The following is a 22900-nucleotide window of genomic DNA, read 5'->3' as shown; positions in this document are numbered from 1 at the left end:
CGATGGACCAGGTCAGTCTTCGGCGAAACCGAGAGCCATGCCGTCGTGTCCCGGATCCGCCCCGCCGGTCCACAGGCCGTCGGGTTCCCGCTTCAGGCCGTGAACCGCCGCAAACCCATAGCTCAAATGGCTGCGGATGATTTCATATCCACGTTCCTCGAGCGGGCGGGTCACATAGCCCGGAATCCGGTTGCTGATATCGATCGCGTTGCTGGTTGCGGAGAAGCGAGGCGCCGCGATGGCCTCGACGATGGGCATGTCGAATTCCAGCACGTTCAGTGTTGCCTGCAGCACGCCCATCGCGATCTGTGTGCCGCCCGGCGCGCCGATGACCAGACGGGGATCGCCGTCCTTGAATGCGATCGTCGGGCAGACCGAACTGAACCGGGACTTGCCGGGGGCAATTGATCCCGCCCGCCCGGGACGCGGATCGAAGACGCCCATGCAGCCATTGTACATGAAGCCCAGGCCTTCCGTGATCACGCCGGACGGCATGCCGAGCGAATGGGTCATGCTGACAATGCCGCCCTCCGGATCGACAACGGCGATATGCGTCGTGTCCTTGGATTCGTCGAACGCCTTTACGAGGCGCTCCACTGACGCGACCTCACCCGCGCGGATGGCCTCGGCCTGGTCCCGCGCATAGTCCGGATCGGTCAGCCGGGCGACCGGGACGTCGTAAAATGCAGGGTCGCCGACAAAGGCATCCTTGTCACTGGTCGCGCGCTTCATCGCTTCGGCGACGATGCGCAGATATTCGGACGAGTTGTGGCCGAGCGACTTGAGATCAAAATGCGCAAGCATCTGCAGCATCTCGATCAGCATGATGCCGCCCCCCGGCGGCTGGTTGCTGGCGATGTCGAAATCGCGGAACCGCCCCCATAGCGGCTCCGTCCTTGTGGTCCGATAGGTCTCCAGGTCCTCGCGGGAAAGCAGACCGCCATTCGCTTTCATATCGGCCGCGATCCGGTCCGCGATTTCACCGCGATAGAAAACATCCGCGCCTTCCGCCGCGATGGTGCGCAGTGTCCGGGCCATGTCGGGATTGTGCAGCCGGTTCCCTGGCCGCTTGAGGCTGCCATCGGCATTGAAATAGATGCGCCGTCCCGATTCCGTGAAAGCCAGCCGATCCGATGTCAGAACCCGACCCATGCCGTCATTCTGGGTCCAGAAGAAATACATGTGCGGCCGGATGACGACACCGCGTTCGGCATGGTCGATGGCGGGCTGAACAACATCGGCCCAATCCATGACGCCATGCTCCGTCTGCGCCTCGTAATAGGCTTTCAGACTGCCGGGAACGGTGATGGACTGATAGCCGACATCGTTGACCCGCCCCTTCAGAATGAAGCCGAACCCGTCGCGCGTCTCACCTTCGATCAGGTGTTCCCACATGTCCGGACGCGCGGCCGAGGGGGTCTTGCCGTGGAAATCGATAAGACCGTGAAACCCTTTCTTCGGCAGGAAGATCTGCATGCTGCCGAAGCCCGCGATGCCGCACATCTGCGGGTCGACGACGCCCTGGACCAGCGCGACGGCGATGGCCGCGTCGACGGCGTTTCCGCCGCGTCGCAGGATTTCGATACCGGTTTCGCTGGCCTCGGGCTGCGGGGTGCTGACGAAGGACTTGGCTTTCATCTGAACTGAACTCCGAATGGGGTCGTGTTAGCGACCGGCAAAGCCGAGCGCATCGCGCATGCGGTAGTACGAAATGGCGGTGGCGAGCGCCGGTCGCCGCAGACTGTGAAAGGGGATGGTCGGGGCGTCAACGACCGGGAAGCCGGCTTCCTGTCCCATGGCATGATCGGCGGCTGCCTTGCCCAGGGCCGTGGCCATGGCAACGCCCCGGCCATTGAACCCGACAATGGCCAGACAGGCCGGGCGCGGCGCGGCGAGTCGCGGCAACTCGTCGATGGTGATTCCGATGCGGCCGGCCCAGATATGCGACCAGGCCTGTCCTTCAACCGCCGGAAAAAGCCGCGTTATGGCGCGGATAAGGTCTTGGCGAATGCGATTGTCGATCTTGCCGCTCAACGGTCCCCGGCCGGTGATCGCCAATCGGCCGGCGGCATCCATCCGGATCGCATTTGCCAGCTTTCGCGTATCCGACATCGCGGAGACACCCGGCAGGATCGATCGGGCGATATTCGCCGTCAGGGGTTCCGATGCGATCTGCATCGCCTGCACGGTCATGAAGGCCCTGGACCAGCCGGGGATCAGGTTGTCGTGATATGCCCCGGTCGCCAGGATGACCTTGTCCGCCCGTACCGTTCCCTGATCGGTATCCACGCGCCAGCGTCCACCTTCACGCGTCAATGCACGAACCGGGCTGTCCTGATGCAGCAAGGCGCCGGCTGCCTTCGCGGCGCGCGCGAGACCGCGGCAGTAGGACAGCGGCTGGAGCCTTCCGGCGCGGCGATCGATCATGCCGCCGACATAGTTCGACGTTCCCAGCAGGGTTTCGACCTGTTCGCGGTCCAGCATTTCGACCGGCGCCCCCCGCCGCGCCCACTGGGCGGCCTGCTTTTCGATGGTCGGCAGGGCAACGAGGCTGTGGGCGGCCCGGACCCAGCCGCGACGGTCCGGTTCGCAATCGATGGCGTGCTTTTCGATCAGGTCGAAGACAAGATCAGCGGTTCCCGCCGCCGTTTGCGCGACGACGGCGCCCGCATCGCCATATCGCCTCTCAAGGTCGTCGGGCCCGTATTTCAGACCGGGTATGACCTGCCCGTTATTGCGTCCGGACGCCCCGGCACCGAATGTCTGCGCCTCAAGCAACAGACAATCGGTGCCCGACTCGGCCAGGTGCAGCGCAGCGGAAAGTCCGGCATAACCGCCTCCGATCACCACGACGGATGTTCGGGAACCTCCCTGATAGACCTCCGTCGTGACAGCCGGTTCTGCGGCCGTGTCCGACCAGACAATGCGCTCCATTCCGGCTACTCGGCCGCTTCGGGGATGGCATAGACCCGGGCCGCCTCACCCGGCGACAGAAGCCCTTCCGCGATATCCCGTTCGATGTCGCTGCGGGCGCGCTCGCGCGGGTCGCCATAGCCCCCGCCGCCGCCGCAGAAGACCTCGACGATGTCGCCCTTCTTGAGCGTCACGAGGTTTTTGGAACCGACGATGATTTCCTCACCGCCCCTCAGCACGCGGCAATAGCCCTTCGTACCGTCACCGCCGCCGAACAGGCCGGACGGCGCATATTTGTGATGATCCGAATAGATCGCGAATGTCGCCCCGTCCTTCAGGATCTCGTAGCTGCGTAGGAAACCCGCACCGCCGCGATGGCGTCCATGACCGAAGGAATCCGTCACCATGCTGTAGGCCTTGACCCGGAAGAAGTCGTATCCCGTGTCGAGGGATTCCACCGGCGTATTGGCACAGTTCGACAACTGATTGTCGATCGCATCGCAGCCGTCCTGGTCGATACCACCGCCGAAGCCGCCGCCATAGGGTTCGATGTGAACCGCGAACCCGGTATCGGCCTTGTGGGCCAGGCAGGCAATCGTCGTGCAGTCGAAGCCCATGGCCGTCACCTTTTCGGGCGCAGCCTTGGACATCGCGGGGTTTCAGAGACTCACGAACAAGCAATATGGGCCGGGCCATCGATCGGTGCGGCCCGGAACATCATCGCCATCTCGATCTTTGTCGGGGTCAGCGGCTTATGGAAACCGATATCCGCGCCGAACTTCGTGGCCAGTTCGGAATAGCTCAGAGATTCGTTCAGGACCTTCCCGCTGAGGACAATGACGGGGACATCGATCCTGGCGGACCTCATCCAGGATATCAGTTCGATACCATCCATCTTTGGCATCACGATATCGGTGATCACCAGACTGAAGCGGTCCTTCTCCAGCAGCCGCATCGCTTCATCGCCATTGGCGGCAAGGACGCAGTCTATTCCCATATTCTCAAGCACCATGGCGGCCTTGGAACGGATAATCTCATTGTCATCCACGAACAGGACCGGTTCGTACGCAAACTCGTTTCTGGAAATGTCGCTCATTTCGGACTTTACCCACTCTTCAGATTACCCTGCCACGTCGTTCACCTCCCCCCGGTGACATTAGGCTTCTTCCAAAAATCTTCCAGACGACTTAATAAATTCTTTCTGAATATGAAGTTTTTCGATGCTTCAGAAAGGACGCATCCGGGCGTCCCTCTCAGAACGACCGCGGGAGCCCCAGAACGTGCTCCGCAATGTAGCTGAGGATCAGGTTGGTCGAGATCGGGGCGACCTGGTAGAGGCGGGTTTCGCGGAATTTGCGCTCGACATCGTATTCACAGGCGAAGCCGAAGCCGCCGTGGAACTGGATGCAGGCATTGGCGGCCTCCCAGGACGCCTTGGCGGCCAGGTATTTCGCCATGTTCGCCTCCGCGCCGCAGGGCTGTCCGGCATCGTAGAGGCGGCAGGCCTGGAAGCGCATCAGATCGGCGGCGCGGACCTCGATATAGGCCTCGGCAATCGGAAACTGGACGCCCTGGTTCTGGCCGATCGGGCGGCCGAAGACCTGACGTTCCCCGACATAATCGCAGACCTTGTCGGTGAACCAGTAGCCGTCGCCGATGCATTCCGCGGCGATCAGCGTGCGTTCGGCATTCAGGCCGGTCAGGATGTATTTGAACCCCTGCCCTTCCTCGCCAATCAGGCTGTCTTCCGGCAGTTCCAGATTGTCGAAGAACAGCTCATTGGTCTCGTGGTTCACCATATTGGGGATCGGGCGCACATCCATGCCGCCCTTCATCGCCTCGGCAATGTCGACCAGGAAGATCGACAGGCCCTCGGATTTCTTCTTCACCTCGGCCAGCGGCGTCGTGCGGGCCAGCAGGATCATCAGGTCCGAATGCTGCACCCGGCTGATCCAGACCTTCTGGCCGTTGATGACCCAGCGGTCGCCCTTGCGCACCGCGTTGGTCTTGATCTTGGTCGTGTCCGTGCCCGTCGTCGGCTCCGTCACGCCCATGGACTGCAGGCGCAATTCGCCCGCCGCGATCTTCGGCAGATAGGCCCGGCGCTGCGCCTCCGACCCGTGCCGGACCAGCGTGTTCATATTATACATCTGGCCGTGGCAGGCCCCGGAATTGCCGCCCGCGCGGTTGATCTCCTCCATGATGACCGACGCCTCGGTCAGCCCCAGCCCCGACCCGCCATACTCTTCCGGAATCAGCGCCGCCATCCAACCGCCCTCGGTCAACGCCTGCACGAAGGCCTCCGGATAGCCCCGCTCCGCATCGATCTTGCGGTGATACTCCGCCGGAAACTCGGCACACAGCGCCCGCACGGCGTCGCGGATATCCTGATATTCGTCCTGATCGGGGGTCATGGGCGGGGAATCCTGTACTGTGTCTGAAGCCCCAACTAGAAACCCCGACAGGCAGGAATTTTCAAACCCGAACTGTCGAACAGTGGGAACTGCCGGATAAAGCGGGGCGCAAGGTCCAATTTCGTCCGGCGATGCGGACTGAGCGCTACTGCAACTCGATCTTGATCTGCCTACAACTGCGCATTTTCAGACAATCCGCTTCGCGGGCTCAGACTACCGATGATGACCCAAGGCGGACGTTTGCCAAACTCTGTTGGGCTTTCCGATGCTATGCTCCAGGCGGCTCAACAGGGCGCTCGAACGCGTCTTACACTAACAAGCAGGTTGGACCACTAATGTGGGGCAGGCCAGTGGATCCTCCTGAGGAGACGTTCCATGCGAAGATTGTGCTGGCAGACGGCGTGGCGGCTTATGTCGGCTCTGCCAATCTACTTCGTCGCTCGAAGGTGACAAACCTCGAGTGCGGCATGTTGATCGAAGGAGAAGCAGGTTCTGGTAGAGGCCATCGCCAGGATGGCTGCCGATGCCTAGGATAACGGCGTCGGCCGGTATTGCATTATTGCATTGTGTCGAACCGTTACCTGCTTGCAGAGAATGGGACTACTTTCGATACGCATATGGTAATTCAATTGCACCTTTTACCGTTTGAGGCCAGCAGAATAACTGCAAACTCGGCATCTAGAACGCATACGATACGGACTTCTGGAAATGTGGGAGCAGGATCTAGCAATCGCCAACCAATTTCGTAGACCGAGCCAGATGACGATGTACGACTGTAGCCGCTAGCAATCGAGTAAAAGTCCGGATTCAGTAGCTTAACCGCACCATCGAATGATCCTCCTATGACAATAAGCCCGCAACGCCCCCGTTCCCTTTGGATCAGTAACTTAAAACCGGTTCTGTTTGGGAAGTAATAAAACTCAGAGCGCCCCGTTAGATGCATGGTATTGGTGGCGGTTGACGTCGATTCTATTAGAATATCCTGTTTCTTTATTCTAACATCAATTTCCTTGTAAGGATCTTCCGAAAGACATATCGTTTTCCATTCATTTACAAAAGGTTCATACTTTCTTGTTTCGTTTTGCATATCTGATTTGTTTTTGGTTTCTGCCAAAGAAATGTAAGGTAAAAATATTATAAGTGCTATAATTGATGATATGCGAACTAATGTCTTATATAATTTTCTGTATATACAATTTGTTCGTTCTTTGGATGTGATGGTTCTTGTTAAGCCATGATATGTCCTTTTTTTGTAATTTGATGGTTTTCTCATTGTGATTGATTGCCTTAAAGTCCATTTTTACAGTGAGGATTGTTTTGCTTTGCTTGGCAGGTGAAATATAAATGATGGCGAAATCGAAAAAGATACTACTATAAGATACATCAAATTGCTATCCCTGACGTGAGACCGTAAAATTGATCCAGGTTTCGGCAGTGTCGGTTATTGGCTATCGGCCGCTAGACAATCAGTCGCGCCGTCAGGAGCATTGCGGTCCGCAGATCAGACATTGCGGTGGGGGCGCTAGTACGGAGAGCCTTGTTGCGATGCGAGCGGTACTAGCATTTCGGACCGCCCGCGGATTTGCTATGTTTGGTCTTGGGTTCGTTGAACCGAGGATTTGATGTCAAAGAACGCGAAAACACTGGTCGACGACGCGATGGCCACTCTGGAAGGCTTCGATATACCGGACGGCCTGGCCAAGAGCATTGCTACACATCAGGCAAATCTGGTGAATCTGGCGTCAGCGCTCCTAGACGGAGGGCAGAGCGAGGAAGACGTAAGGCACACGATCGATACCTTATTCAGTTCCTATAAGACGGAGCTAACCAACACCATCCTTGCCCTGAGGGATAGATGAATAGGCCTGACACCAAACTGGGGGATGAAGAGGCACGCGCACTGGCCCTCGAGAGGTATGATGTGCTCGATACGGGGCCGGAGCGTCCATTTGAAAACATCGTGTCTCTCGTCGAACAGACCCTGCGGGTTCCAATTTGTGCGGTTTCACTGGTTGATCGTCATCGCCAGTGGTTCAAGGCGCGACGAGGGCTTGATGTGTCGGAGACGCCACGTGACATCTCGTTCTGCACTCATGCCATTCGGCAGCCGGATGCATTTGTCGTGAATGACGCGACCGTTCATCCGACCTTTAGAGATAATCCGTTGGTGACAGGCGAGCCGCATATTCGAGCTTATCTGGGAATACCTCTGAAGACGCCCGAAGGTTATCAGGTCGGTAGTCTCTGTGCGATAGATACCCAGATTCGAGGTTGGGCGTCGCACGAAATCGCGATCCTGACAAACTTTGCCAAGATTGTCGTCGACGAGCTTGAACTACGCCAGATTGCCTCCAGCGACGGCCTGACTGGGGCGATGACCCGTCGAGCGTGGACGGAAGTTGCGGAGGCAGAAATCAAGCGAGCCACCCGATACGGTCGATCGCTCTGTCTGGCGATTCTGGATATCGATAACTTCAAGTCAGTAAACGATACATATGGCCACCCTGCCGGCGACATCGTCATTCAGCAACTAGCCGGGATGGGGATGGAACTCATGCGGCGATCAGATCGATTTGGTCGCCTGGGTGGAGAAGAGTTCGCGTTGGTAATTCCGGAGGCCGAGTTGGCTGAGGCGAAACTCTTTGCCGAACGTCTGCGAAAGGAATTTGCAGATAAGGAACTTGATATCGGAGAGAAGGGCACTATCCACTGCACCATAAGCATTGGTATCGCTGAATGGACGCCGTCGGAGAATTTGGAGGGGCTTATGGCCCGGGCCGATAAATGTCTCTATGCCGCTAAGCGGGGTGGGCGCAATCGCACCGTCGTGGCAGGTCCCTATGACACCGCCATCGGCAGTGAAAGCTAGACAGCGCACTTCTTGAGCCAAAATCGCTCTTGGGCTGACTTTATACCCGCCCAATCTAAGTTGGCGGTAGCTGGTGACCTGCGCCCTCAAACTTCATTCCGACTTCTGAAGAGTCCGTTAATGGCTACACTAGGCCTCTTCGGTGCTGCCCCATAAAGGTCCTCTGCTCCTCGAGATCGGACGGACCTATCCCTCCCCCGCAATTTCCCCCGATCGCCTGCGGGCGGTGGTTAGGGCGTCGGACCAGGGGGTGAAGGCGTCGGCGGCGTCTAGGATGTTGAGGCCGGCCTTGGTGATGCCGCCTTCGGTCATCAGATCGTCCAGCGGGGCGCGGGGGCGGCGGTTGGTTTGGGTGAGGATGGAGGCGGCGGCGGCCTGGGCCATGCGGGCGGTGAGCGCGCGGGCGGTTTCGGCGGGCAGGCCGTTGTCCTGTGCCCAGCCGGCGACCGTGTCGTAGAGCACATGCAGATGGCCGTAATAGGCGCCGAAGATGCTGGCGGTTTCGAACTGGTCGTCGCCGTCCACGGCATGGGCGGAGCCGAGCGCGGCGAAGACTTCCTCGGCCATTTCGTCGGGCGGGCAATAGGCGGTCGGGCTCTGGCGGATGCGGCTGGCGGCGATGGGCATGGAGCGCAGCGCCGTGGCGGGCGCGACCGCATCGCGGATCGCGGGCAGCGTGATCCCGGCCGCGATGGAGACCGCCCGCTGGCCTTCGCGCCAGGGCAGGCCCTTGGCGGTATCGACGATCTGTTCGGGCTTGGTCGCCAGGAAGACGAAATCGGACCGCGTCACCAGATCGGCATTGTCCCGGGCGATCTCATAGCCGTGCTTTTCCGCAAGACGGGCGGCGCGGGCGGCGCTGCGCGGAGACAGCAGAACGGTGAAGTCCGATCCCTCCCCGATGGCCCCTGCCAGCCCCTCCGCCAGACATTCGCCCAGATAGCCGACGCCGAGTATGCCGATTGTCGTCATTGTGCCGTCTTCTCCTTCGGTTCCTTCGCCTCGATCAGCGCCGCCAGAGGCGCGTAGAAATCCTCGACCGAGCGGCAGACGATCGCGCCCTCCGCCCCCAGTTCCGCGCCGACATCGACGGGCAGGCTGGTATTCGATGTATCCGGCACCTGGTTCAGCTTGCCGCCGATGAAGACCGGCACGTCCAGCCCGCGTGCCGCCAGCTCGGATTTCAGCGACTTCAGGAAGCTGAGCGCGACACCGTTATAGGTGCTGAGGAAGATCGCATCGGCCCCGCGCGCGACCTCCGCCAGGCGGTCGGGATCGGTGCTGACCTGCCCGTCCAGGGCGGTGACTCCAAGCTGCGCCAGCATGTCGTCCAGCAGGCGCTTACCGTATTCATGCACGTCGGTCGTCGCGGTGACGATGCGCAAATCCGACGCGGCGATGGCGCTGCGCTGTGCGGCGGGCAGCCGGGTCAGGGCCTGGGCCGCGCGTTCCGATATCTCGTCCAGGACCGGCGACGGCTCGACCGGGCGACGGCCGTTCGGCGCGCCTGCCTCTTCCCGGCCCGGCCCGTAGAGTTCCTCCAGCCGCTTGGCCCCGATGCGGCGCAGGGACAGGAACATCTCGAACGGGTCGGCGATGTTGATCCCGGCATCCGTAAGCCCGGACAGCACCGAGGCCTTGAACCGCCGCGCCCCGTCGACCAGCCGGTCGGCCAGCGCGTCCACCGCGTCCGTTCCGGTGAACTGTTCCACGCCTTCCGTCCGGCGAACGCTCTCGCCGCAGAAGATCTGGGCGGCGACGATCTCGTCGATATCGGGGATGCGGATCGCCTCCGTCACCGGGACCGGGTTCACGGCATGGCCGGACGGCATCAGGCGCTGGGCCTGGATATCGACACCCAGATAGGCGCCCAGCGCGGCATAGCTCGCCGCCTCGTTCTCGCCATAGGAGGTGGTGTTGCCATAGACCATGGTGCCGGGCGATTTCGAGACCCGCGCCAGCGCGCGCTGAAAGGCGAAACGGCCGAGCGGGCGCGAGAAGGTGTGGCCATAGCAATGGCTGACCCGCCCGCCGAGCAGCTCGTCGACGATATAGGCCTCCAGCAGCACGGCGCCCAGCGCCGAGGCGAGGTCGGTGAAGCGGGCCGCGAAACCGTCGTCCAGATTGGAATGGATCAGGACCGGGACCGGCTGTGCCGCGGCCAACGCGATGGCGGCGACGGTGGCGCGGGTCGTCGCGACATCGTCGCGCCAGCCCGGCAGTTCGAAGGTGAAATACTGGCCCAGATTGCCGATGGCCGTCGATCCGGCGCGCAGGGCCGCGGCGGTGTTCTCCAGCGCGGCCGGCATGCCGATGACGAAATCCCCGAAATGCGCGGCGACCGGGGCGGCATTGGCGAGGCGCGCGAAATCCTCCTCCCCCTGCAGGATCAGCCCGGTGCCCTTGGGCCGACCGTCGCGCTGCGCCCTTGGATAGCCCATGGACCAGTCCAGACAGATGCCGTAGCGGTCGGTGCGGTACCCGGCCTCGGCCACGCGGGCATGGATTTCGGCGACGGCCTCGACGCTGCGGTCCAGGCTGCGGAAGCCGATCTGGGCGTGCTGCATGATCCGCCCGGCCTCGGCCTCGCGCTGCTTGAAGGCGGTTTCGCTCTCGACACCCTGCGCGGTCAGGAAGGCGGAGGGGCCGACCGTCACGTCTTGCGCCAGGGCCCGCCCCTCGGCCAGCACCTCGGCCCCGGACGGCAAGTTCTCCTCCGGCAGGATCGCTGCGCGGCTCAGCGCGTCCGTCATGTGCTTAGTGACCAATGGTAAAATTGTTGTTCGCCCGGTCCTGGCCGCTGATCAGATAAAGCGGGCGGATGCCATAGCCCTGGGCCGGGTGTTTCTTGCCCGTCTCGGCCCCCAGCGCGTGGTCATAGAAGCAGGTCGCGGGCATCAGGCGGATGATGAAGGCCGGGCGCGGATGATCGGTGCGGTTCGGCTTCGACCCGTGGATCATGTAAACGTCGTGGAAGGACACCTGCCCCGCCCGGATGATCAGCGATTCCGCCGTCGCCTCGTCATAATGCTCGGTATCGCAGACGAGGTTGATTGTCTTGTCGTCCCCCTCGACCCAGGAATGGCTGTAGAGTTCATGCTTCTTGTGGGAGCCGGGGATGAAGCGCATCGGCCCGTTTTCCGGCGTCACATCCTCCAGCGGGATCCACACCGTCAGCGTCTCCAGCGGGCGGATCGGATAATATTCCCCGTCCTGGTGCCAGGGCGTTTCCTTTCCCTTTCGCGCCGGTTTGCCGAACAGGGTCGTGCCCCACAGGATGATGTCCTCGCCGATCAGTTCCCGCGCCGTCTCGACGATCTTCGGATGGGTCGCGAATTCCAGCCATTTTTCCGACCCCTTGATCCCCATGGAGCCGCCATTGGTCTGATGCGGGGCCAGGATGATGTCGGATTCCACATGGCTGTTCCGCGCCAGCAGGTCAGCGTATTCGCGCCGCATCTCCGCGATCAGCTCCGCCGGCAGTTCCCAGCGCGGGACGATCCAGCCCTTGTCGTGAAACTGCGCCTGTTCTGCTTCGGACAGATGTTTTTCAGCGGCGGCTTTGGTCTGCGCTGCGGTCATGGCCTGTCTCCCTGGCGGTGACATCGCGGGCCACCAAATTGTCGACAATTATGTCGGCAACGTTGACGGCAAGACGAAGGCCTGTCAAGGATGCCAGGGGAAGGCTTCTGACGGGCGGGCTGTCGAGGGACGACGGGAATGACGGGAACGAAAGACATGACCGGACGGGCGAATGCGGTCGAACTGGCCTATGAGCAGATCCGTGACCGGCTGATCACCTTTCGAACCAAGCCCGGCGAGCGGTTGAACGAAAGCGAACTGGCCGTCGATCTGGGCATGAGCCGGGCACCGATCCGCGAGGCGCTGAACCGCCTGATTGCGGACGGGCTCGTCCATTTCGAGGCGCGCCGCGGATTCTTCTGCCGCCGCCTCAGCATCCGCGAGACGACCGAGCTTTATGCCGTGCGCCGCGATCTGGAACTGGGCGCGCTGAAGGCGGCGCTTGCGGAAGCCCCGCAGGAGGAACTCGACGCGTTCGTCGCCGCATGGCGCAGAACCCTTTCCGGCGAGCGCCCTTCCAATCTGGACCGCCTCGTGGCACTGGATGAGGACTTTCACCTCGCCCTTGCCGGACTGGCGGACAACCCGATCCGGCAGGATTTCCTGCGCAACATCAACGCCCGCATCCGCTTCGTGCGCCGCCTCAACCTTGAGACCGACCAGCGCCGGGGCAGTACGCTCGACGAACACGCGCGGCTGCTCGATCACATCGCGGCAAGGGAAACCGACAGCGCCTTGTCGCTGATGGAAGGCCACCTGAACCGCTCCGCCGACGAGGTGCGGCTGCAGGTTCAGAATGCCATCGCGCGGATCTATGCGGAGGATGTGGCCTAAGGGTCCGCAATCGCTGCGGGCGGGGCCGCCGCTAAAGTCGTTTCTCGAAATCGAGTTGCCGCATGACCTGACCGAAGGCGCATGACGGTTCCTGCGCCTCGCACAGAAACCCCGCCGACTGATACAGGCGGCAGGCGGCGGTGTGACGGTCGAAGGTCGAAACCCGGATCGTCTCCATCATCTGCCCGCGCGCATGCTCGACGATGCGATCGAGCATGAGCCGGCCAAGCCCGGAACCGCGATAGGCCCGGTCGAGATAGAACAAGCGAAGTCGGCCGGAGGCCGGGGTTTCGGCGGTGAAGAAGACGCAGCCGACGGGCTGCCGCCCCTGGCGCGTCTCGACGATCAGAAACTTGCTGCCCCTTTCCCCCATCGCATCCTGAAGCCCGTCGAGGGCCGCGGTGACCGCCGCCGCAAAGGATGGATCGAACCCCTCGACCTGTGTGTAATGATGGATGTTCTGCGTCTCGACCCATTCGCGGTCCGCGACACGGAAATCCCTGAATTCTATGGCGGCGGGGTCGGGGTTCACGGTCTTCCTTTTCATGGCTTCTCGCCGGATGGCGGGGACGGGCCGCCCCCGGTCAGCGCCGGCCCGATGCCATTCGCCGGGCCTCCGGCAGTCGGCGCAGAGACATCATGGCAGCGATCCCCAGTATGGGGCCCGGCACCAGGATGAGAAATGCCCATTGCCACCCGCCCAGCCAGTCGGCGATGTGAGGCACGAGCCAGATGGTCAGAACCGTGATCGAGAACCCGACCCCCATCTGGAAGGCCAACATCGAACCGACGGTTTCGGGTTCCGACAATTCCGTGACGGCGGTGGAGAACTGGGCCGAATCCGCAACGATCGTCAGTCCCCAAAGCATCGCGATGCCGGTAAAGAGCCAGCCCGGACCGTCAAAGACGAACCCGATTGCCAGCGCGCAACCACCGGAGACCGCCATCATGATCGATGTCGTCAGGCAGCGTCCGATCCGGTCAGACAGGGCCCCCGCCAGAACGCATCCCGGCCCGCCGAGCGCGATGGCCATGAAGGCCAGGATGGACGCATTGCCTCCCAGAACCGACGCGCCGGCTTCGGTACTGGCAGCCGCGTAGGCCATGAACCAGCCCCACATGGCGTACAGTTCCCACATATGTCCGAAATAGCCGAAATTGGCGAGCATTGCCGGTCTGTTGGCGAAGATGCGGCCGACATGGCGAAGTCGGATGCGGGCACTTTGAAACGGATAGGGGCCGTCCGGCAGCGCCAGCAGCATCATCAGGGCGGCGATGAGGCTGGCCGCTGACGATGCCGCTATGACCAGTTGCCAGTCGAGGCCCTGTCCCAGCCCCCGAAGCAGATGCGGCGATGCGGATCCGACCGTCAGCGCCCCGACCATAGCCCCCAGGGCCAGCCCCCGTCCGGACCTGAACCAGGTTGCCACGAACTTCATGGCCGGCGGATAGACGCCCGCCAGGGCCGCCCCCGTCAGAAAGCGCAGGATCAGGGCGGACTCCAGCCCCTGCGCAATCAGCAAACCGGCATTCGATGCGGCACAAACAACCGCTGCCGCCGCCATGATTCGCTGCGGCCGGAACCGGTCCGCGAGCGCCAGAACCGAAGAGGTCAGCGCACCGCAGACGAAGCCGATCTGTACCGCATTGGTCAGCCAGCCCGACTCCGTCGCGTCGATGGCCCAGACCCGCACCAGATCCGCGGTAATCGCCGTTGTCGAAAACCAGGTGCTGAGACTCAGGATCACGGCGATGCCGGCCGTTGCCAGCACCCCCCACCGATTAGCCTCACCCCATGTCACTGCCATTGATACTGCCGTCCTGAGAGGAACGCCCGGGACCGACGATCACCGAGGCTTTGCGGCAAACCCCGCCCCGTTGACGTCGGGCGGATGTGCCGCTGCGATCGATCCGGCAAATGCACGGCCAATTCCTGTTCCAGTTCCGCAACGCATATGGAAACCTTGGATTGAGTGGGACTGAGCCGCTGGGCCGTTTTGGTAAAGGACCCCAGTTCAACGACCGTCAGGAATGTTTCAAGCTGCTGAAGATTCACGTTGCTCTGCCCGGCCCGTCTTCGGATAGGTGAAACTGATGCCCCCTGCCCTCCCTGCGATTTCTGGCGGCTTTCCGGCCGAAGTTCAAGCGCAGCCTTGCTGAAAGTCACTGCCATTCCGGTATGGACCGGGCCCTTGCCGTACCCTATCCTCATCAAACAAAATCAATAGGATGACGCCGGTTCATGATTTTGCGCAACCAGGTAGAATGGGCTTTGCATTGCTGCGCCATCCTGTCCGGACTTCCGGATGGGCGGTTCATTTCCACAAAGACACTGGCGGAGTTCCACGGCGTTCCGAAGGAGTATCTGTCGAAGGCATTGCAAAGCCTGTCGCAGGCCGGGCTGGTGGAAACCACATTGGGGCCGCGCGGCGGGTATCGCCTGGCACGGCCGGCCGCGGAAATCACCTTTCTGGACATTGTCGAAGCGGTTGAGGGGAAGGAACCGACCTTCCGCTGTTCCGAAATCCGCGGCAACAATCCCTGCCTGCCGAAGGGATACTGCAACAAGGACCATTGTGCCATCGCGCGGGTCATGTGGCAGGCGGACCTGGCCTGGCGCCAGTCGCTGAAAGGGACCAGCCTGTCGGACCTGGCCGAAACACTGAGCCAGGAACTGGAGCCGGAAATCTATAATGCAACGGCGGCGTGGCTGATGGCCCGTGCCGGCGGGCAGGAGTGAAAGCAATGCCGCGCCGTCCGAGATCCCGTGGGGTACGCCCGCAGGGGGAATGTTGCGGACGCAATGCCGGGATCGGACGACGCGGCTGCCCTTACTGATCCAGCGGGGTGGTCAGTCGGGTTTCGTCCGCATCGACCACGAAGACTGCCAGCAGTCGGGCCGGTTCGGTATCGCTGGCATTTTCGCTGATGCGGTGAATGTCGCCGGGGAGTTCCGTGAAGTTCTCGCCGGCGTGGTAGACGCGCACCGGACCGTCATTGACGGCGCTGCGCACCGCCCCTTCCAGTACGGTGGCATAGATGAAGGCGGAGGGCGCATGGCGATGCCCAGGCGATTTTCCGCCCGGTTCGTATTCCACCAGCACGCCACGCACCACTTTTCCCGGCACACCCGGCAGATCATGTTCATAGACTGGGATCACTCTGGCGGGCTTGTCCCCGGCCCCTGCCACCCCAGCGGCCAAGGTCAGGGACAGGAGAGCAGCGATCGGCAAGCCCGTCAGAAGCCCGCGCAACACCGACCTTTCCTTCTGCAGACCATCCGACATCAGCTCAGCCCGGCCTTGTCCAACCCAAGGAACTTGTCGGCGCTGCCGGGGACGCGGCGGAACGCAACCGACAGGCGATTCCAGGCATTGATGGTCATGATCGCGAAGGTCAGGTCGGACACTTCCTTGTCGGAGAAATGCGCCCGCACCCGATCATAGGCGGCGTCCGGGATGCCGTCGGCAGGCAGCCGTGTCACCACCTCGGTCCATGCCAGGGCCGCGCGTTCCCGCTCGCTGAACAGCGGCGACTCCCACCAGATCGCTACATGATACAGGCGCAGTTCCGACTCGCCGTCGATCTTGGCCTCCTTCACATGCATGTCGACGCAGAAGGCGCAGCCGTTGAGCTGCGAAGCGCGAATGTCGACCAGATGCCGCAGCTTCGGGTCCAGATCGGTGCTGCGGGAGGTGTCGCTCAGCTCCATCACCTTCTGAAACAGGTCGGGGGAATGTTGGATGTAATCCAGTCGTTCGGTCATGCTCTTCACCCTTTTACGGATATCATTTATCTATGAGGATATTTATTATCCGTATTAAAAAGTTTGTAAAGCCTTTCCGCAGGCGCATCAGCGGCGCGGCTCCGGCATGATGTCGCCTGCTGGCTGGCCTTAGCGGGCCATCGCCTGCGCGCGCACCGGGAACAGCCGGTCGTAGATCAGGGTGAAGACATAGGTATAGGCGACGACAAAGGCGGTCACGATGATGTCCATGGTCAGCGCCTGAAGGATCGTCAGATCCAGCCACCAGCAATAGATCGGCAGCGACGTGACAACGAGGCAGAATTCGAACCCGACCGCATGCAGAATGCGCCCGAAGGTCGACCGGTCGGAAGCAACCCGGCCACGCCGAGCGTCGACCCGGTCAAAGACCCAGTTGTAGATCACGCTGACGGCCAGCGCCTTCAGCGACAGCACGACGCCAAGCAGTCCGATACTGGCCAATCCCTTATCGAAAAAGGCCGCGCCGACGGGCACGAGGAACAAAAGCAGAGATCCTTCGAAAGCGATGGCATAGCGCAGGCGATCCTTGCCCGACCGCAGGGCGACTCTCTCCGACATGGCTGTATCCGACCTTAAAGATGCTGTACCGAAACCGGGGCCCTTTTAACCGATTTACCGGAAGTTTATAGTTAGAACCTATCTGTTTTTAAGATGGATGACCGATGCCCAATCTGACCAGTCTGGAAGCCTTCGTCCTGGCCGCCGAAACCGGCTCCTTCTCCGCCGCGGCAAGGCGGATGCGCAAGGCGCAATCCGCAGTTTCGACCGCCATTGCGAATCTCGAGATCGATGCCGGCGTGGACCTGTTCGACAGGGGCGGGCGCAATCCCGTTCTGACCGAACACGGTCGCGCCTTGCTGCCCTATGCCCGCAACGTTCTCTATGGCAATCAGGAGTTCATCGCCAAGGCCAATACATTGAGCGAAGGGGTCGAGGCCGAGTTGTGCCTCGCGGTGGAACAGAGCATCGGCATGACGCCGCTGATGCCGGTTCTGCGCGAATTCGCGGATCGATTTCCCCATGTCGCGCTGGACCTGCTGCGACCGGGACCGAACGATACCGCCTCTCTTCTGTCGGAGGGCCGCGCCGATATCGGCCTGATGATCGAGCAGGAAACCTATCCCATCGGCTTTCAGTTCCGCGGTGTCGGCCATTCGAAGCTCGTCCCGGTCTGTGCCCCGGACCACCCGCTGGCCCGCTTGCCCAAGGTGAGCCATGGCGACCTGCGCCGATATCGCCAGTTGATCGCACACAGCCGGTCACGAACTCGCCCGGCGCAGATCGGCGACCGCAAGAGCGCGGAAATCTGGCAGGCGGAAAGCCCGGCCCTGATCGCGGATCTGGTTATTGCCGGTTTTGGCTGGGCGGAACTGCCGAACTCCCTCGTCGCGGCCCATCTGGAGAACGGCACGCTGGTCTTGATGTCCTACGTCTTCCAGCAAAGCGATCTGCTGCAGGGCATCGACGTGGTATGGACCGAACGCCACGCCCTCGGCCCCGCGGGGCAATGGCTGCGCGACAGTCTGCTGGACATGCCGCAGACCGCCTGGCGCGACGGCTAGCGCAAGTATCGGGTGGGGGGTGGCGCATCGGCGCGCTATCTGAGAGCCCCTCTGCAATCCGAGCGGAATTCGACCATGCCCCAGCACAGCCCGGCTGCCTTCGACACCCATTCAGTAACGGACCGATTGGACCGCTACGACTGGTCCGCAATCCTGGGGGCGCTGAACCATACCGGGCACGCAGTTCTGCCGGGTCTGATCGCGCCTACCGACTGCAGGACGACAGCCGCCCTTTTCGAGGCGGACGACTTGTTCCGCAGCCATATCCACATGGCACGGCACGGATTTGGCCGCGGGGAATACAAGTATTTCTCCTATCCCCTGCCCGGTCTGATCGACGGGTTGCGCCGCGCGCTCTATCCGCGATTGGCGCCGCTGGCCAATGAATGGGCCGAACGTCTGCGCGTCGATACTCGATATCCGGCGGACCATGCGGCCTTCGTGGCGCAGTGCCGTGCATCCGGTCAGCACAGACCGACGCCGCTGCTGCTGCAATACGGGCCGGGTGACTTCAACTGTCTGCACCAGGATCTCTATGGCGACCTGTCTTTCCCGATTCAGGCCGCCTGCCTTCTGTCTGCTCCAGGTCGGGATTTCACCGGCGGGGAATTCGTGCTGACCGAACAGCGCCCAAGGATGCAGAGCCGGCCGCATGTCGCGACGCTCAGTCAGGGCGACGCCGTCCTGTTCGCCGTCAACAAACGTCCGGTACGCGGAACGCGCGGCGACTATGCGGTCACCATGCGCCACGGTGTCTCTCAGGTCACCAGCGGCCGTCGCCACACCCTGGGAATCATCTTTCACGACGCTCGGTAAGGGGCGGTGCCCTGCAGGATACGCAAAAACGGTTGTGCCGATCCGGGAAGCGGGGGAGTCTCTGATGCCCTTTCCGAAGGGTTGGGGATTGCGTGCGATCAGGAGGCAGGTTGTGACCATCCGCGATGCGATTCAGTGCTTCGCCATCACCAATTTCACGCCCTATGCGTCGGTGGAATACATGCAGGCGGACCTGTGCTGGGCCCTGCGCGACCGGGATGTGATCGTCTCCGAACATCTGCGCAGCGATTTCCCGAACCAGAAGCTGATGCAGTATCAGATGGCCGCGATCGGCAATTATCCCGGCCGGCGCTTCGTCATGGATGTCAACGCGGCCAATCATTATGAGGTCAACGGCGCATCGCTCTACGACGCGTGGACCCTGCCCCGCTTCACCTTTCTGACGGACTCGCCGTTCCGGAAGCTCGACAATCTGGCGCAGTTCCCGGCTCTGGGACTGATCGGGACGGTCGACGCGGATTTCGTACCGCTGATCGAAGAACTTGGCCTGCCCGGCAAGGGGTCGTTCTTCTTCCCCCATGCCGGCCCCCCGCCACGACGGGAACAGGCCCGCACGGCGGACCGGCCGATCGACGTGCTGGTGATCGGCAACGTCTCTTCCGACCTGACGACGGATGCCTGGCTGGAACAGGCTGCCGGCACGGATACCGGATTGCGCGCGATCCTGGACGCAGCCTATGAACGCTGCCGCAACGGCACGGAGGCCCTCTGGAAGGTGATCCGGGCGGAGCATGAGGCGGCCGACCGTGCACCGCCCGCCCTGCCCGAACTGACCCGCCTGGTGAACGCCCTCGAGACGCAGCTGATCGCCGCTCGACGGCGCGACATCCTCGCCGCGATCCACACGGTGAAGACCGAGTTTCATGGTGGGGGTGAGATTCACCGAAGCCAGACCGCCGGCCCCGCCGTGACCCTGAACGGCCCGATCCAGTATCTCCACGCCCTCAACCTGATGCAGCAGGCAAAAATCGTCATTGATGTCAGTCCCAGCTTCCGCAATGGCGCCCATGAGCGGGTCTTCTACGCCTTGAGCCGCGGGGCCCATGTCCTGACCGAGCCGTCCCGTTTTCTCACACGGGAGGTGGAGGAGGACCTTGGTGTCGGCTTCCTCCCCTTCGACAGCGCGAAAGTCGAGGACGCCATCCGGGAGGTTCTGGATCGCGGACCGCAGGAGCTGGACGCCGTCCGTGAACGCGCCCTAGACCACTACGCGCGGACCCATGTCTGGACCGATCGGGCGGACACGCTGCTGACGCACATGTCAAACCTGTTCTGGGACGGTCAGTCGGGGAACTGAGACCCCTCCGCAGTTCCGTCCAGGGGTCCATGATTTTGCTATTCAAGCGTCACAAATGAGCCTATAGGGCGGCGCACAACCGTAATTTGGCTGACTGTGAGCGCATTGAATGTCTCAAATGGAAACGGCGTCCCGGGTTCCGTCCGGCCCGGGTCGTGGGCGGCGGCCCCGTCATTGGGTCATCGTGAAGGATGCCTTTTCCAGAGAGGAATGCGAACGGCTTGCCGGGACTTTTCACACGCTGAATGCCGCGAAGGGCGGGTTGGTCGCCGGGCGGTTCGATACCGACGTCCGCCAATCGTCCCTGGTCTGGCTGCCCGAGGGAGTCGAATTCGACTGGGTGGCGCACCGGTTGGCACGCCTGACCGGAGATGTGAACCGCGATGCCTTCCGCTACGCGCTCGACGGATTCGAGGAACAGTTGCAGCTCGCGTCCTATGGGCCGGGACATTTCTACAATTGGCATATCGACCGGGGCCGCGGCGCGGTTGCCGGACGGCGCAAGCTGACCCTTTCGGTACAGCTGAGTGACCCGTCCGGTTACCTGGGCGGAGAGTTGGAACTCAATGCCGACGGTCATCCCTTCCAGGCCCCCCGGGATCAGGGTGCGCTGGTTGTCTTCGCATCCCATACCATCCACCGTGTCGCGCCGGTCATCTCCGGAAATCGCCTGTCCCTGGTCGCCTGGATTCACGGCCCGGATTTCGTGTGATCGGACATATGGATGTGCCCGACCAGCCGCGTCGGCTAGGTGTGTCGGCTTTGGATCATCCCTTTGTGACCAATTGACTGGTCGCTAACGCCCGGACGGGTTGCCGTCATCCGGCTGGCCTTGCCTTTCTTGCGGGCATAGACGGCGCGCAGAGCGTGGGTGCGCCATGCTTCCGGCACTGGAGCATCAGTCCCGTTTCGACGCCTCGTACACCGCGAGCTGATCGGCGAAGGCACGGCGGTAGGCAGGGCGGGCATGGGCGCGGTCGATATAGGCGGCGAGGGTCGGATAGAATTCGAGCAGCGGGGCGCCATCGAGACGGTAGAGGGCTTCGGCCATCATCAGGTCGCCGGCACTGAAATCGCCTTCGAGCCACTCCGCCGTGCCAAGCCTCGCGGACAGGGCGCCAAGCCGGGCCCGGATTCGGTCTTCCATCATCGCCACGCGCTGGGCATGCCAGGGCCGGTCGCGCTCCAACAGATGCGCGGCCTCCCATTCAACGATAGGCGGTTCGACGGTGTTGAGCGCGGCAAAGATCCACGTAACGGCGCGGGCGCGGGCCGCACGGCCTTCGGGCAGCAGGCCGGCATGGTGCTGAGCCAGATGCAGGACGATGGCACCGGACTCGAACAGAAGCGGTCCGCCCGGTTCCTCATAGGTTGGGATCTGCCCGAAGGGCTGCAGCGCCAGATGGGCTGCCTGTTTCATCTCCGCAAAGGAAACGAGGCGTACGCCATAGGGCTGCCCCACCTCCTCCAGCGCCCAGCGCACCCGCATGTCACGGGCCATGCCACGGCCTTCGTCGGGCGAGGCCCGGAAAGCGGTAATGACGGGCCGATCGCGCCCCCTCACTGCCTGACGCTCCCTCCGTCGCCCCCGTCCCGGAACAGAAGTTCCACATAGCGGCGCAAATGGTCGACGCTATCGGCGGCGATTTCGGGACCGCCCTTTGCCTTGGCGAGGATGAAGGCGCCCTGAAGAACCGCCTGGGTATGCAGCGCAAGAGATTCCGCGCTCCATGCCGGTTTCATTCCACGATCGCGGATCGCCGCCTCGATATCCGCCACCAGAGTCCCGGCATGCCCGCTGATACTGCTTTCACAGGCATCCCGGATATCCGGGCTGGTGCCGTAGGTTTCCTGAACCATCGTGCCGACCAGACAGGTAAACTCGGGCAACTCCCCCTGCAGCAGCATCTTCCGGAAGGCGATGTAGCCAAGGACACGATCGAGAGGGTCGGCATGATCGTGATACGGTGCGCCGGCGAAAAGCGCACTCGTCGTCTCCGCCCAGTAGTCGGCCGCGGCAACCCCCAGTTCGTCCTTGCTCTTGAAATGATGAAAGAACGCGCCCTTGGTAACGCCGGCGGCGGCGCACAACTCGTCCACCGTCGTGGCGGCATACCCCTTGGTCCGAATCAACGACAGTGCGGCATTGAGTAGTTTCGTTCTGGCTGTCGGTTTGGCGGGTCGTTTGGTGGCACGATCAGGCACGTTTCTCTCCTTCAACAACACTACATACCAACCGGTCGGTACATTTCAAGGGATGACGAAAAAGAATCTGCGCTATCGGGAACCCCTCCTCTCTGTCGCGCGTCATTTATCTGGGAGTGGCATGAACGGAGGAGCCTCGGATATGCGCAGAGCACGGATGACGATCCCTGTTGTGGCTGCACTGGCCCTGGCTGGTGCGCCCCCCAGCCTCGGCGGTGCGGCACAGGATGTAACGGGTTACGAGCCCGTCGGCCAGTATGGTGCCCCCCCTTCTGAAATCATGGTTCAGGAAACGAATTCCGATCCGCAGGCCGATGGCTATCAGGTCGCCGGCGGTCCGCCGCCCTGGGCGCCTGCACATGGCTATCGCCGCAAGCACAAGAACAAGCACGGCCATGGACAGACCTATGATTATGAATACTACGACGGTTACGGGCCACCGCTGAACCTCGACATGGGTCGGTGCAACCGCGATGTGATCGGGCAAATCCTTGGCGGGGCGGCGGGCGCCGCTGCGGGCTCTCAAATTGGGGATGGAAAGGGCCGGATCGCCGCAATCATCGGCGGCTCCATCGTCGGGATATAGATCGGCGGCGAGAT

General features: G+C 62.1%; 24 protein-coding genes. 8 read left to right on the top strand and 16 right to left on the bottom strand.

Annotation, left to right across the window (positions count from 1 at the left end; all coding sequences use genetic code 11):
• Positions 1–12 precede the first annotated feature (12 nt).
• The 6 genes from ggt to R8L07_13075 form a co-directional block, all read right to left on the bottom strand.
• The gene (gene ggt / locus R8L07_13100; GenBank protein MDW3206466.1) at positions 13–1638 is read right to left on the bottom strand and encodes a gamma-glutamyltransferase; all 1626 of its coding nucleotides are present in this window, start codon (positions 1636–1638) and stop codon (positions 13–15) included.
• A 27-nt stretch (positions 1639–1665) separates the two neighbouring features.
• Positions 1666–2934: an FAD-binding oxidoreductase gene (locus R8L07_13095; protein MDW3206465.1), complete on the bottom strand. Its 1269-nt coding sequence runs from the start codon at positions 2932–2934 to the stop codon at positions 1666–1668.
• A gap of 5 nt (positions 2935–2939) precedes the next feature.
• Positions 2940–3563, bottom strand: coding sequence for a hydantoinase B/oxoprolinase family protein (locus R8L07_13090; GenBank protein MDW3206464.1), 624 nt, complete (start codon positions 3561–3563; stop codon positions 2940–2942).
• 17 nt (positions 3564–3580) lie between these two features.
• Positions 3581–4009, bottom strand: a complete 429-nt coding sequence (locus R8L07_13085) for a response regulator (GenBank protein ID MDW3206463.1) — start codon at positions 4007–4009, stop codon at positions 3581–3583.
• 157 nt (positions 4010–4166) lie between these two features.
• The gene (locus tag R8L07_13080; protein ID MDW3206462.1) at positions 4167–5327 is read right to left on the bottom strand and encodes an acyl-CoA dehydrogenase family protein; all 1161 of its coding nucleotides are present in this window, start codon (positions 5325–5327) and stop codon (positions 4167–4169) included.
• Between the two features lie 625 nt (positions 5328–5952).
• Positions 5953–6600 (bottom strand): hypothetical protein, encoded by a 648-nt coding sequence (locus R8L07_13075; GenBank protein ID MDW3206461.1) that lies wholly within the window; start codon positions 6598–6600, stop codon positions 5953–5955.
• A 582-nt stretch (positions 6601–7182) separates the two neighbouring features.
• Here R8L07_13075 and R8L07_13070 point away from each other — a divergent pair.
• Positions 7183–8196 (top strand): sensor domain-containing diguanylate cyclase, encoded by a 1014-nt coding sequence (locus R8L07_13070; GenBank protein MDW3206460.1) that lies wholly within the window; start codon positions 7183–7185, stop codon positions 8194–8196.
• A 186-nt stretch (positions 8197–8382) separates the two neighbouring features.
• Here the strand turns inward: R8L07_13070 and R8L07_13065 are convergent, their stop codons facing one another.
• Genes R8L07_13065 through R8L07_13055 form a run of 3 tightly spaced genes read right to left on the bottom strand, consistent with a single transcriptional unit; the run spans position 8383 to position 11778 of the window.
• Complete coding sequence (locus R8L07_13065) at positions 8383–9168, bottom strand: NAD(P)-binding domain-containing protein (GenBank protein ID MDW3206459.1); 786 nt, start codon at positions 9166–9168, stop codon at positions 8383–8385.
• The gene (locus R8L07_13060) at positions 9165–10949 is read right to left on the bottom strand and encodes a hypothetical protein (protein ID MDW3206458.1); all 1785 of its coding nucleotides are present in this window, start codon (positions 10947–10949) and stop codon (positions 9165–9167) included. Before R8L07_13060 ends, R8L07_13065 begins: the two co-directional genes overlap by 4 nt.
• Positions 10950–10953: 4 nt before the next feature.
• Positions 10954–11778 carry a phytanoyl-CoA dioxygenase family protein gene (locus R8L07_13055; GenBank protein MDW3206457.1) on the bottom strand — a complete coding sequence of 275 codons (825 nt, stop codon included), beginning with the start codon at positions 11776–11778 and terminating at the stop codon, positions 10954–10956.
• A gap of 138 nt (positions 11779–11916) precedes the next feature.
• Here R8L07_13055 and R8L07_13050 point away from each other — a divergent pair, with 138 nt between their 5' ends.
• Complete coding sequence (locus tag R8L07_13050) at positions 11917–12612, top strand: GntR family transcriptional regulator (GenBank protein ID MDW3206456.1); 696 nt, start codon at positions 11917–11919, stop codon at positions 12610–12612.
• Positions 12613–12643: 31 nt separating this feature from the next.
• On the opposite strand, the gene R8L07_13045 is transcribed toward R8L07_13050, so the two are convergent.
• Positions 12644–13159, bottom strand: coding sequence for a GNAT family N-acetyltransferase (locus R8L07_13045; GenBank protein MDW3206455.1), 516 nt, complete (start codon positions 13157–13159; stop codon positions 12644–12646).
• 37 nt (positions 13160–13196) lie between these two features.
• Positions 13197–14420 (bottom strand): MFS transporter, encoded by a 1224-nt coding sequence (locus tag R8L07_13040; protein ID MDW3206454.1) that lies wholly within the window; start codon positions 14418–14420, stop codon positions 13197–13199.
• 434 nt (positions 14421–14854) lie between these two features.
• Here R8L07_13040 and R8L07_13035 point away from each other — a divergent pair, with 434 nt between their 5' ends.
• Positions 14855–15352, top strand: coding sequence for an Rrf2 family transcriptional regulator (locus R8L07_13035; GenBank protein MDW3206453.1), 498 nt, complete (start codon positions 14855–14857; stop codon positions 15350–15352).
• Between the two features lie 91 nt (positions 15353–15443).
• Here the strand turns inward: R8L07_13035 and R8L07_13030 are convergent, their stop codons facing one another.
• The 3 genes from R8L07_13030 to R8L07_13020 form a co-directional block, all read right to left on the bottom strand.
• Positions 15444–15899: a cupin domain-containing protein gene (locus R8L07_13030; protein ID MDW3206452.1), complete on the bottom strand. Its 456-nt coding sequence runs from the start codon at positions 15897–15899 to the stop codon at positions 15444–15446.
• Positions 15899–16378, bottom strand: coding sequence for a carboxymuconolactone decarboxylase family protein (locus R8L07_13025; GenBank protein ID MDW3206451.1), 480 nt, complete (start codon positions 16376–16378; stop codon positions 15899–15901). Before R8L07_13025 ends, R8L07_13030 begins: the two co-directional genes overlap by 1 nt.
• 129 nt (positions 16379–16507) lie before the next feature.
• On the bottom strand, positions 16508–16957 hold the full coding sequence (locus R8L07_13020) for a PACE efflux transporter (protein ID MDW3206450.1): 450 nt from the start codon (positions 16955–16957) through the stop codon (positions 16508–16510).
• A 104-nt stretch (positions 16958–17061) separates the two neighbouring features.
• Between R8L07_13020 and R8L07_13015 the strand changes: the two genes are divergently transcribed.
• From R8L07_13015 to R8L07_13000, 4 genes are all read left to right on the top strand, one after another.
• Positions 17062–17961 (top strand): LysR family transcriptional regulator, encoded by a 900-nt coding sequence (locus R8L07_13015; GenBank protein MDW3206449.1) that lies wholly within the window; start codon positions 17062–17064, stop codon positions 17959–17961.
• A 75-nt stretch (positions 17962–18036) separates the two neighbouring features.
• Entirely contained in the window at positions 18037–18777 is a 741-nt protein-coding gene (locus R8L07_13010; protein MDW3206448.1) for a 2OG-Fe(II) oxygenase, read from the top strand.
• Positions 18778–18889: 112 nt separating this feature from the next.
• Positions 18890–20095, top strand: coding sequence for a hypothetical protein (locus R8L07_13005; protein ID MDW3206447.1), 1206 nt, complete (start codon positions 18890–18892; stop codon positions 20093–20095).
• Positions 20096–20204: 109 nt separating this feature from the next.
• On the top strand, positions 20205–20807 hold the full coding sequence (locus R8L07_13000; GenBank protein MDW3206446.1) for a 2OG-Fe(II) oxygenase: 603 nt from the start codon (positions 20205–20207) through the stop codon (positions 20805–20807).
• Positions 20808–20993: 186 nt separating this feature from the next.
• Here the strand turns inward: R8L07_13000 and R8L07_12995 are convergent, their stop codons facing one another.
• Together R8L07_12995 and R8L07_12990 are read right to left on the bottom strand one after the other, a co-directional pair.
• Positions 20994–21596 carry a glutathione S-transferase family protein gene (locus R8L07_12995; GenBank protein MDW3206445.1) on the bottom strand — a complete coding sequence of 201 codons (603 nt, stop codon included), beginning with the start codon at positions 21594–21596 and terminating at the stop codon, positions 20994–20996.
• Positions 21597–21655: 59 nt separating this feature from the next.
• Entirely contained in the window at positions 21656–22300 is a 645-nt protein-coding gene (locus R8L07_12990; protein ID MDW3206444.1) for a TetR/AcrR family transcriptional regulator, read from the bottom strand.
• A 142-nt stretch (positions 22301–22442) separates the two neighbouring features.
• On the opposite strand from R8L07_12990, the gene R8L07_12985 reads away from it, so the two are divergent.
• Positions 22443–22886, top strand: coding sequence for a hypothetical protein (locus R8L07_12985; GenBank protein MDW3206443.1), 444 nt, complete (start codon positions 22443–22445; stop codon positions 22884–22886).
• Positions 22887–22900: the final 14 nt, after the last annotated feature.

Source organism: Alphaproteobacteria bacterium, assembly GCA_033344895.1.
Lineage (GTDB): Bacteria > Pseudomonadota > Alphaproteobacteria > UBA8366 > Aestuariispiraceae > Pacificispira.
The sequence above is the reverse complement of the archived record's forward strand: the minus strand, read 5'-3'. Positions and strand labels throughout refer to the sequence as shown.

Excerpts from the sequence above, each read along its gene's own strand:
- R8L07_13015 (MDW3206449.1), top strand. The coding sequence starts at position 17,062 with ATGCCCAATCTGACCAGTCTGGAAGCCTTCGTCCTGGCCGCCGAAACC.
- R8L07_13090 (MDW3206464.1), bottom strand. The coding sequence starts at position 3,563 with ATGTCCAAGGCTGCGCCCGAAAAGGTGACGGCCATGGGCTTCGACTGC.
- R8L07_13070 (MDW3206460.1), top strand. The coding sequence starts at position 7,183 with ATGAATAGGCCTGACACCAAACTGGGGGATGAAGAGGCACGCGCACTG.
- R8L07_13095 (MDW3206465.1), bottom strand. The coding sequence starts at position 2,934 with ATGGAGCGCATTGTCTGGTCGGACACGGCCGCAGAACCGGCTGTCACG.
- R8L07_13060 (MDW3206458.1), bottom strand. The coding sequence starts at position 10,949 with ATGACGGACGCGCTGAGCCGCGCAGCGATCCTGCCGGAGGAGAACTTG.
- R8L07_13035 (MDW3206453.1), top strand. The coding sequence starts at position 14,855 with ATGATTTTGCGCAACCAGGTAGAATGGGCTTTGCATTGCTGCGCCATC.
- R8L07_13080 (MDW3206462.1), bottom strand. The coding sequence starts at position 5,327 with ATGACCCCCGATCAGGACGAATATCAGGATATCCGCGACGCCGTGCGG.
- R8L07_13045 (MDW3206455.1), bottom strand. The coding sequence starts at position 13,159 with ATGAAAAGGAAGACCGTGAACCCCGACCCCGCCGCCATAGAATTCAGG.
- R8L07_13085 (MDW3206463.1), bottom strand. The coding sequence starts at position 4,009 with ATGAGCGACATTTCCAGAAACGAGTTTGCGTACGAACCGGTCCTGTTC.
- R8L07_13025 (MDW3206451.1), bottom strand. The coding sequence starts at position 16,378 with ATGACCGAACGACTGGATTACATCCAACATTCCCCCGACCTGTTTCAG.
- ggt (MDW3206466.1), bottom strand. The coding sequence starts at position 1,638 with ATGAAAGCCAAGTCCTTCGTCAGCACCCCGCAGCCCGAGGCCAGCGAA.
- R8L07_13000 (MDW3206446.1), top strand. The coding sequence starts at position 20,205 with ATGTCTCAAATGGAAACGGCGTCCCGGGTTCCGTCCGGCCCGGGTCGT.
- R8L07_13075 (MDW3206461.1), bottom strand. The coding sequence starts at position 6,600 with ATGAGAAAACCATCAAATTACAAAAAAAGGACATATCATGGCTTAACA.
- R8L07_13055 (MDW3206457.1), bottom strand. The coding sequence starts at position 11,778 with ATGACCGCAGCGCAGACCAAAGCCGCCGCTGAAAAACATCTGTCCGAA.
- R8L07_12985 (MDW3206443.1), top strand. The coding sequence starts at position 22,443 with ATGCGCAGAGCACGGATGACGATCCCTGTTGTGGCTGCACTGGCCCTG.
- R8L07_13030 (MDW3206452.1), bottom strand. The coding sequence starts at position 15,899 with ATGTCGGATGGTCTGCAGAAGGAAAGGTCGGTGTTGCGCGGGCTTCTG.
- R8L07_12995 (MDW3206445.1), bottom strand. The coding sequence starts at position 21,596 with ATGGCCCGTGACATGCGGGTGCGCTGGGCGCTGGAGGAGGTGGGGCAG.
- R8L07_13050 (MDW3206456.1), top strand. The coding sequence starts at position 11,917 with ATGACGGGAACGAAAGACATGACCGGACGGGCGAATGCGGTCGAACTG.
- R8L07_13065 (MDW3206459.1), bottom strand. The coding sequence starts at position 9,168 with ATGACGACAATCGGCATACTCGGCGTCGGCTATCTGGGCGAATGTCTG.
- R8L07_13040 (MDW3206454.1), bottom strand. The coding sequence starts at position 14,420 with ATGGCAGTGACATGGGGTGAGGCTAATCGGTGGGGGGTGCTGGCAACG.
- R8L07_13020 (MDW3206450.1), bottom strand. The coding sequence starts at position 16,957 with ATGTCGGAGAGAGTCGCCCTGCGGTCGGGCAAGGATCGCCTGCGCTAT.
- R8L07_13010 (MDW3206448.1), top strand. The coding sequence starts at position 18,037 with ATGCCCCAGCACAGCCCGGCTGCCTTCGACACCCATTCAGTAACGGAC.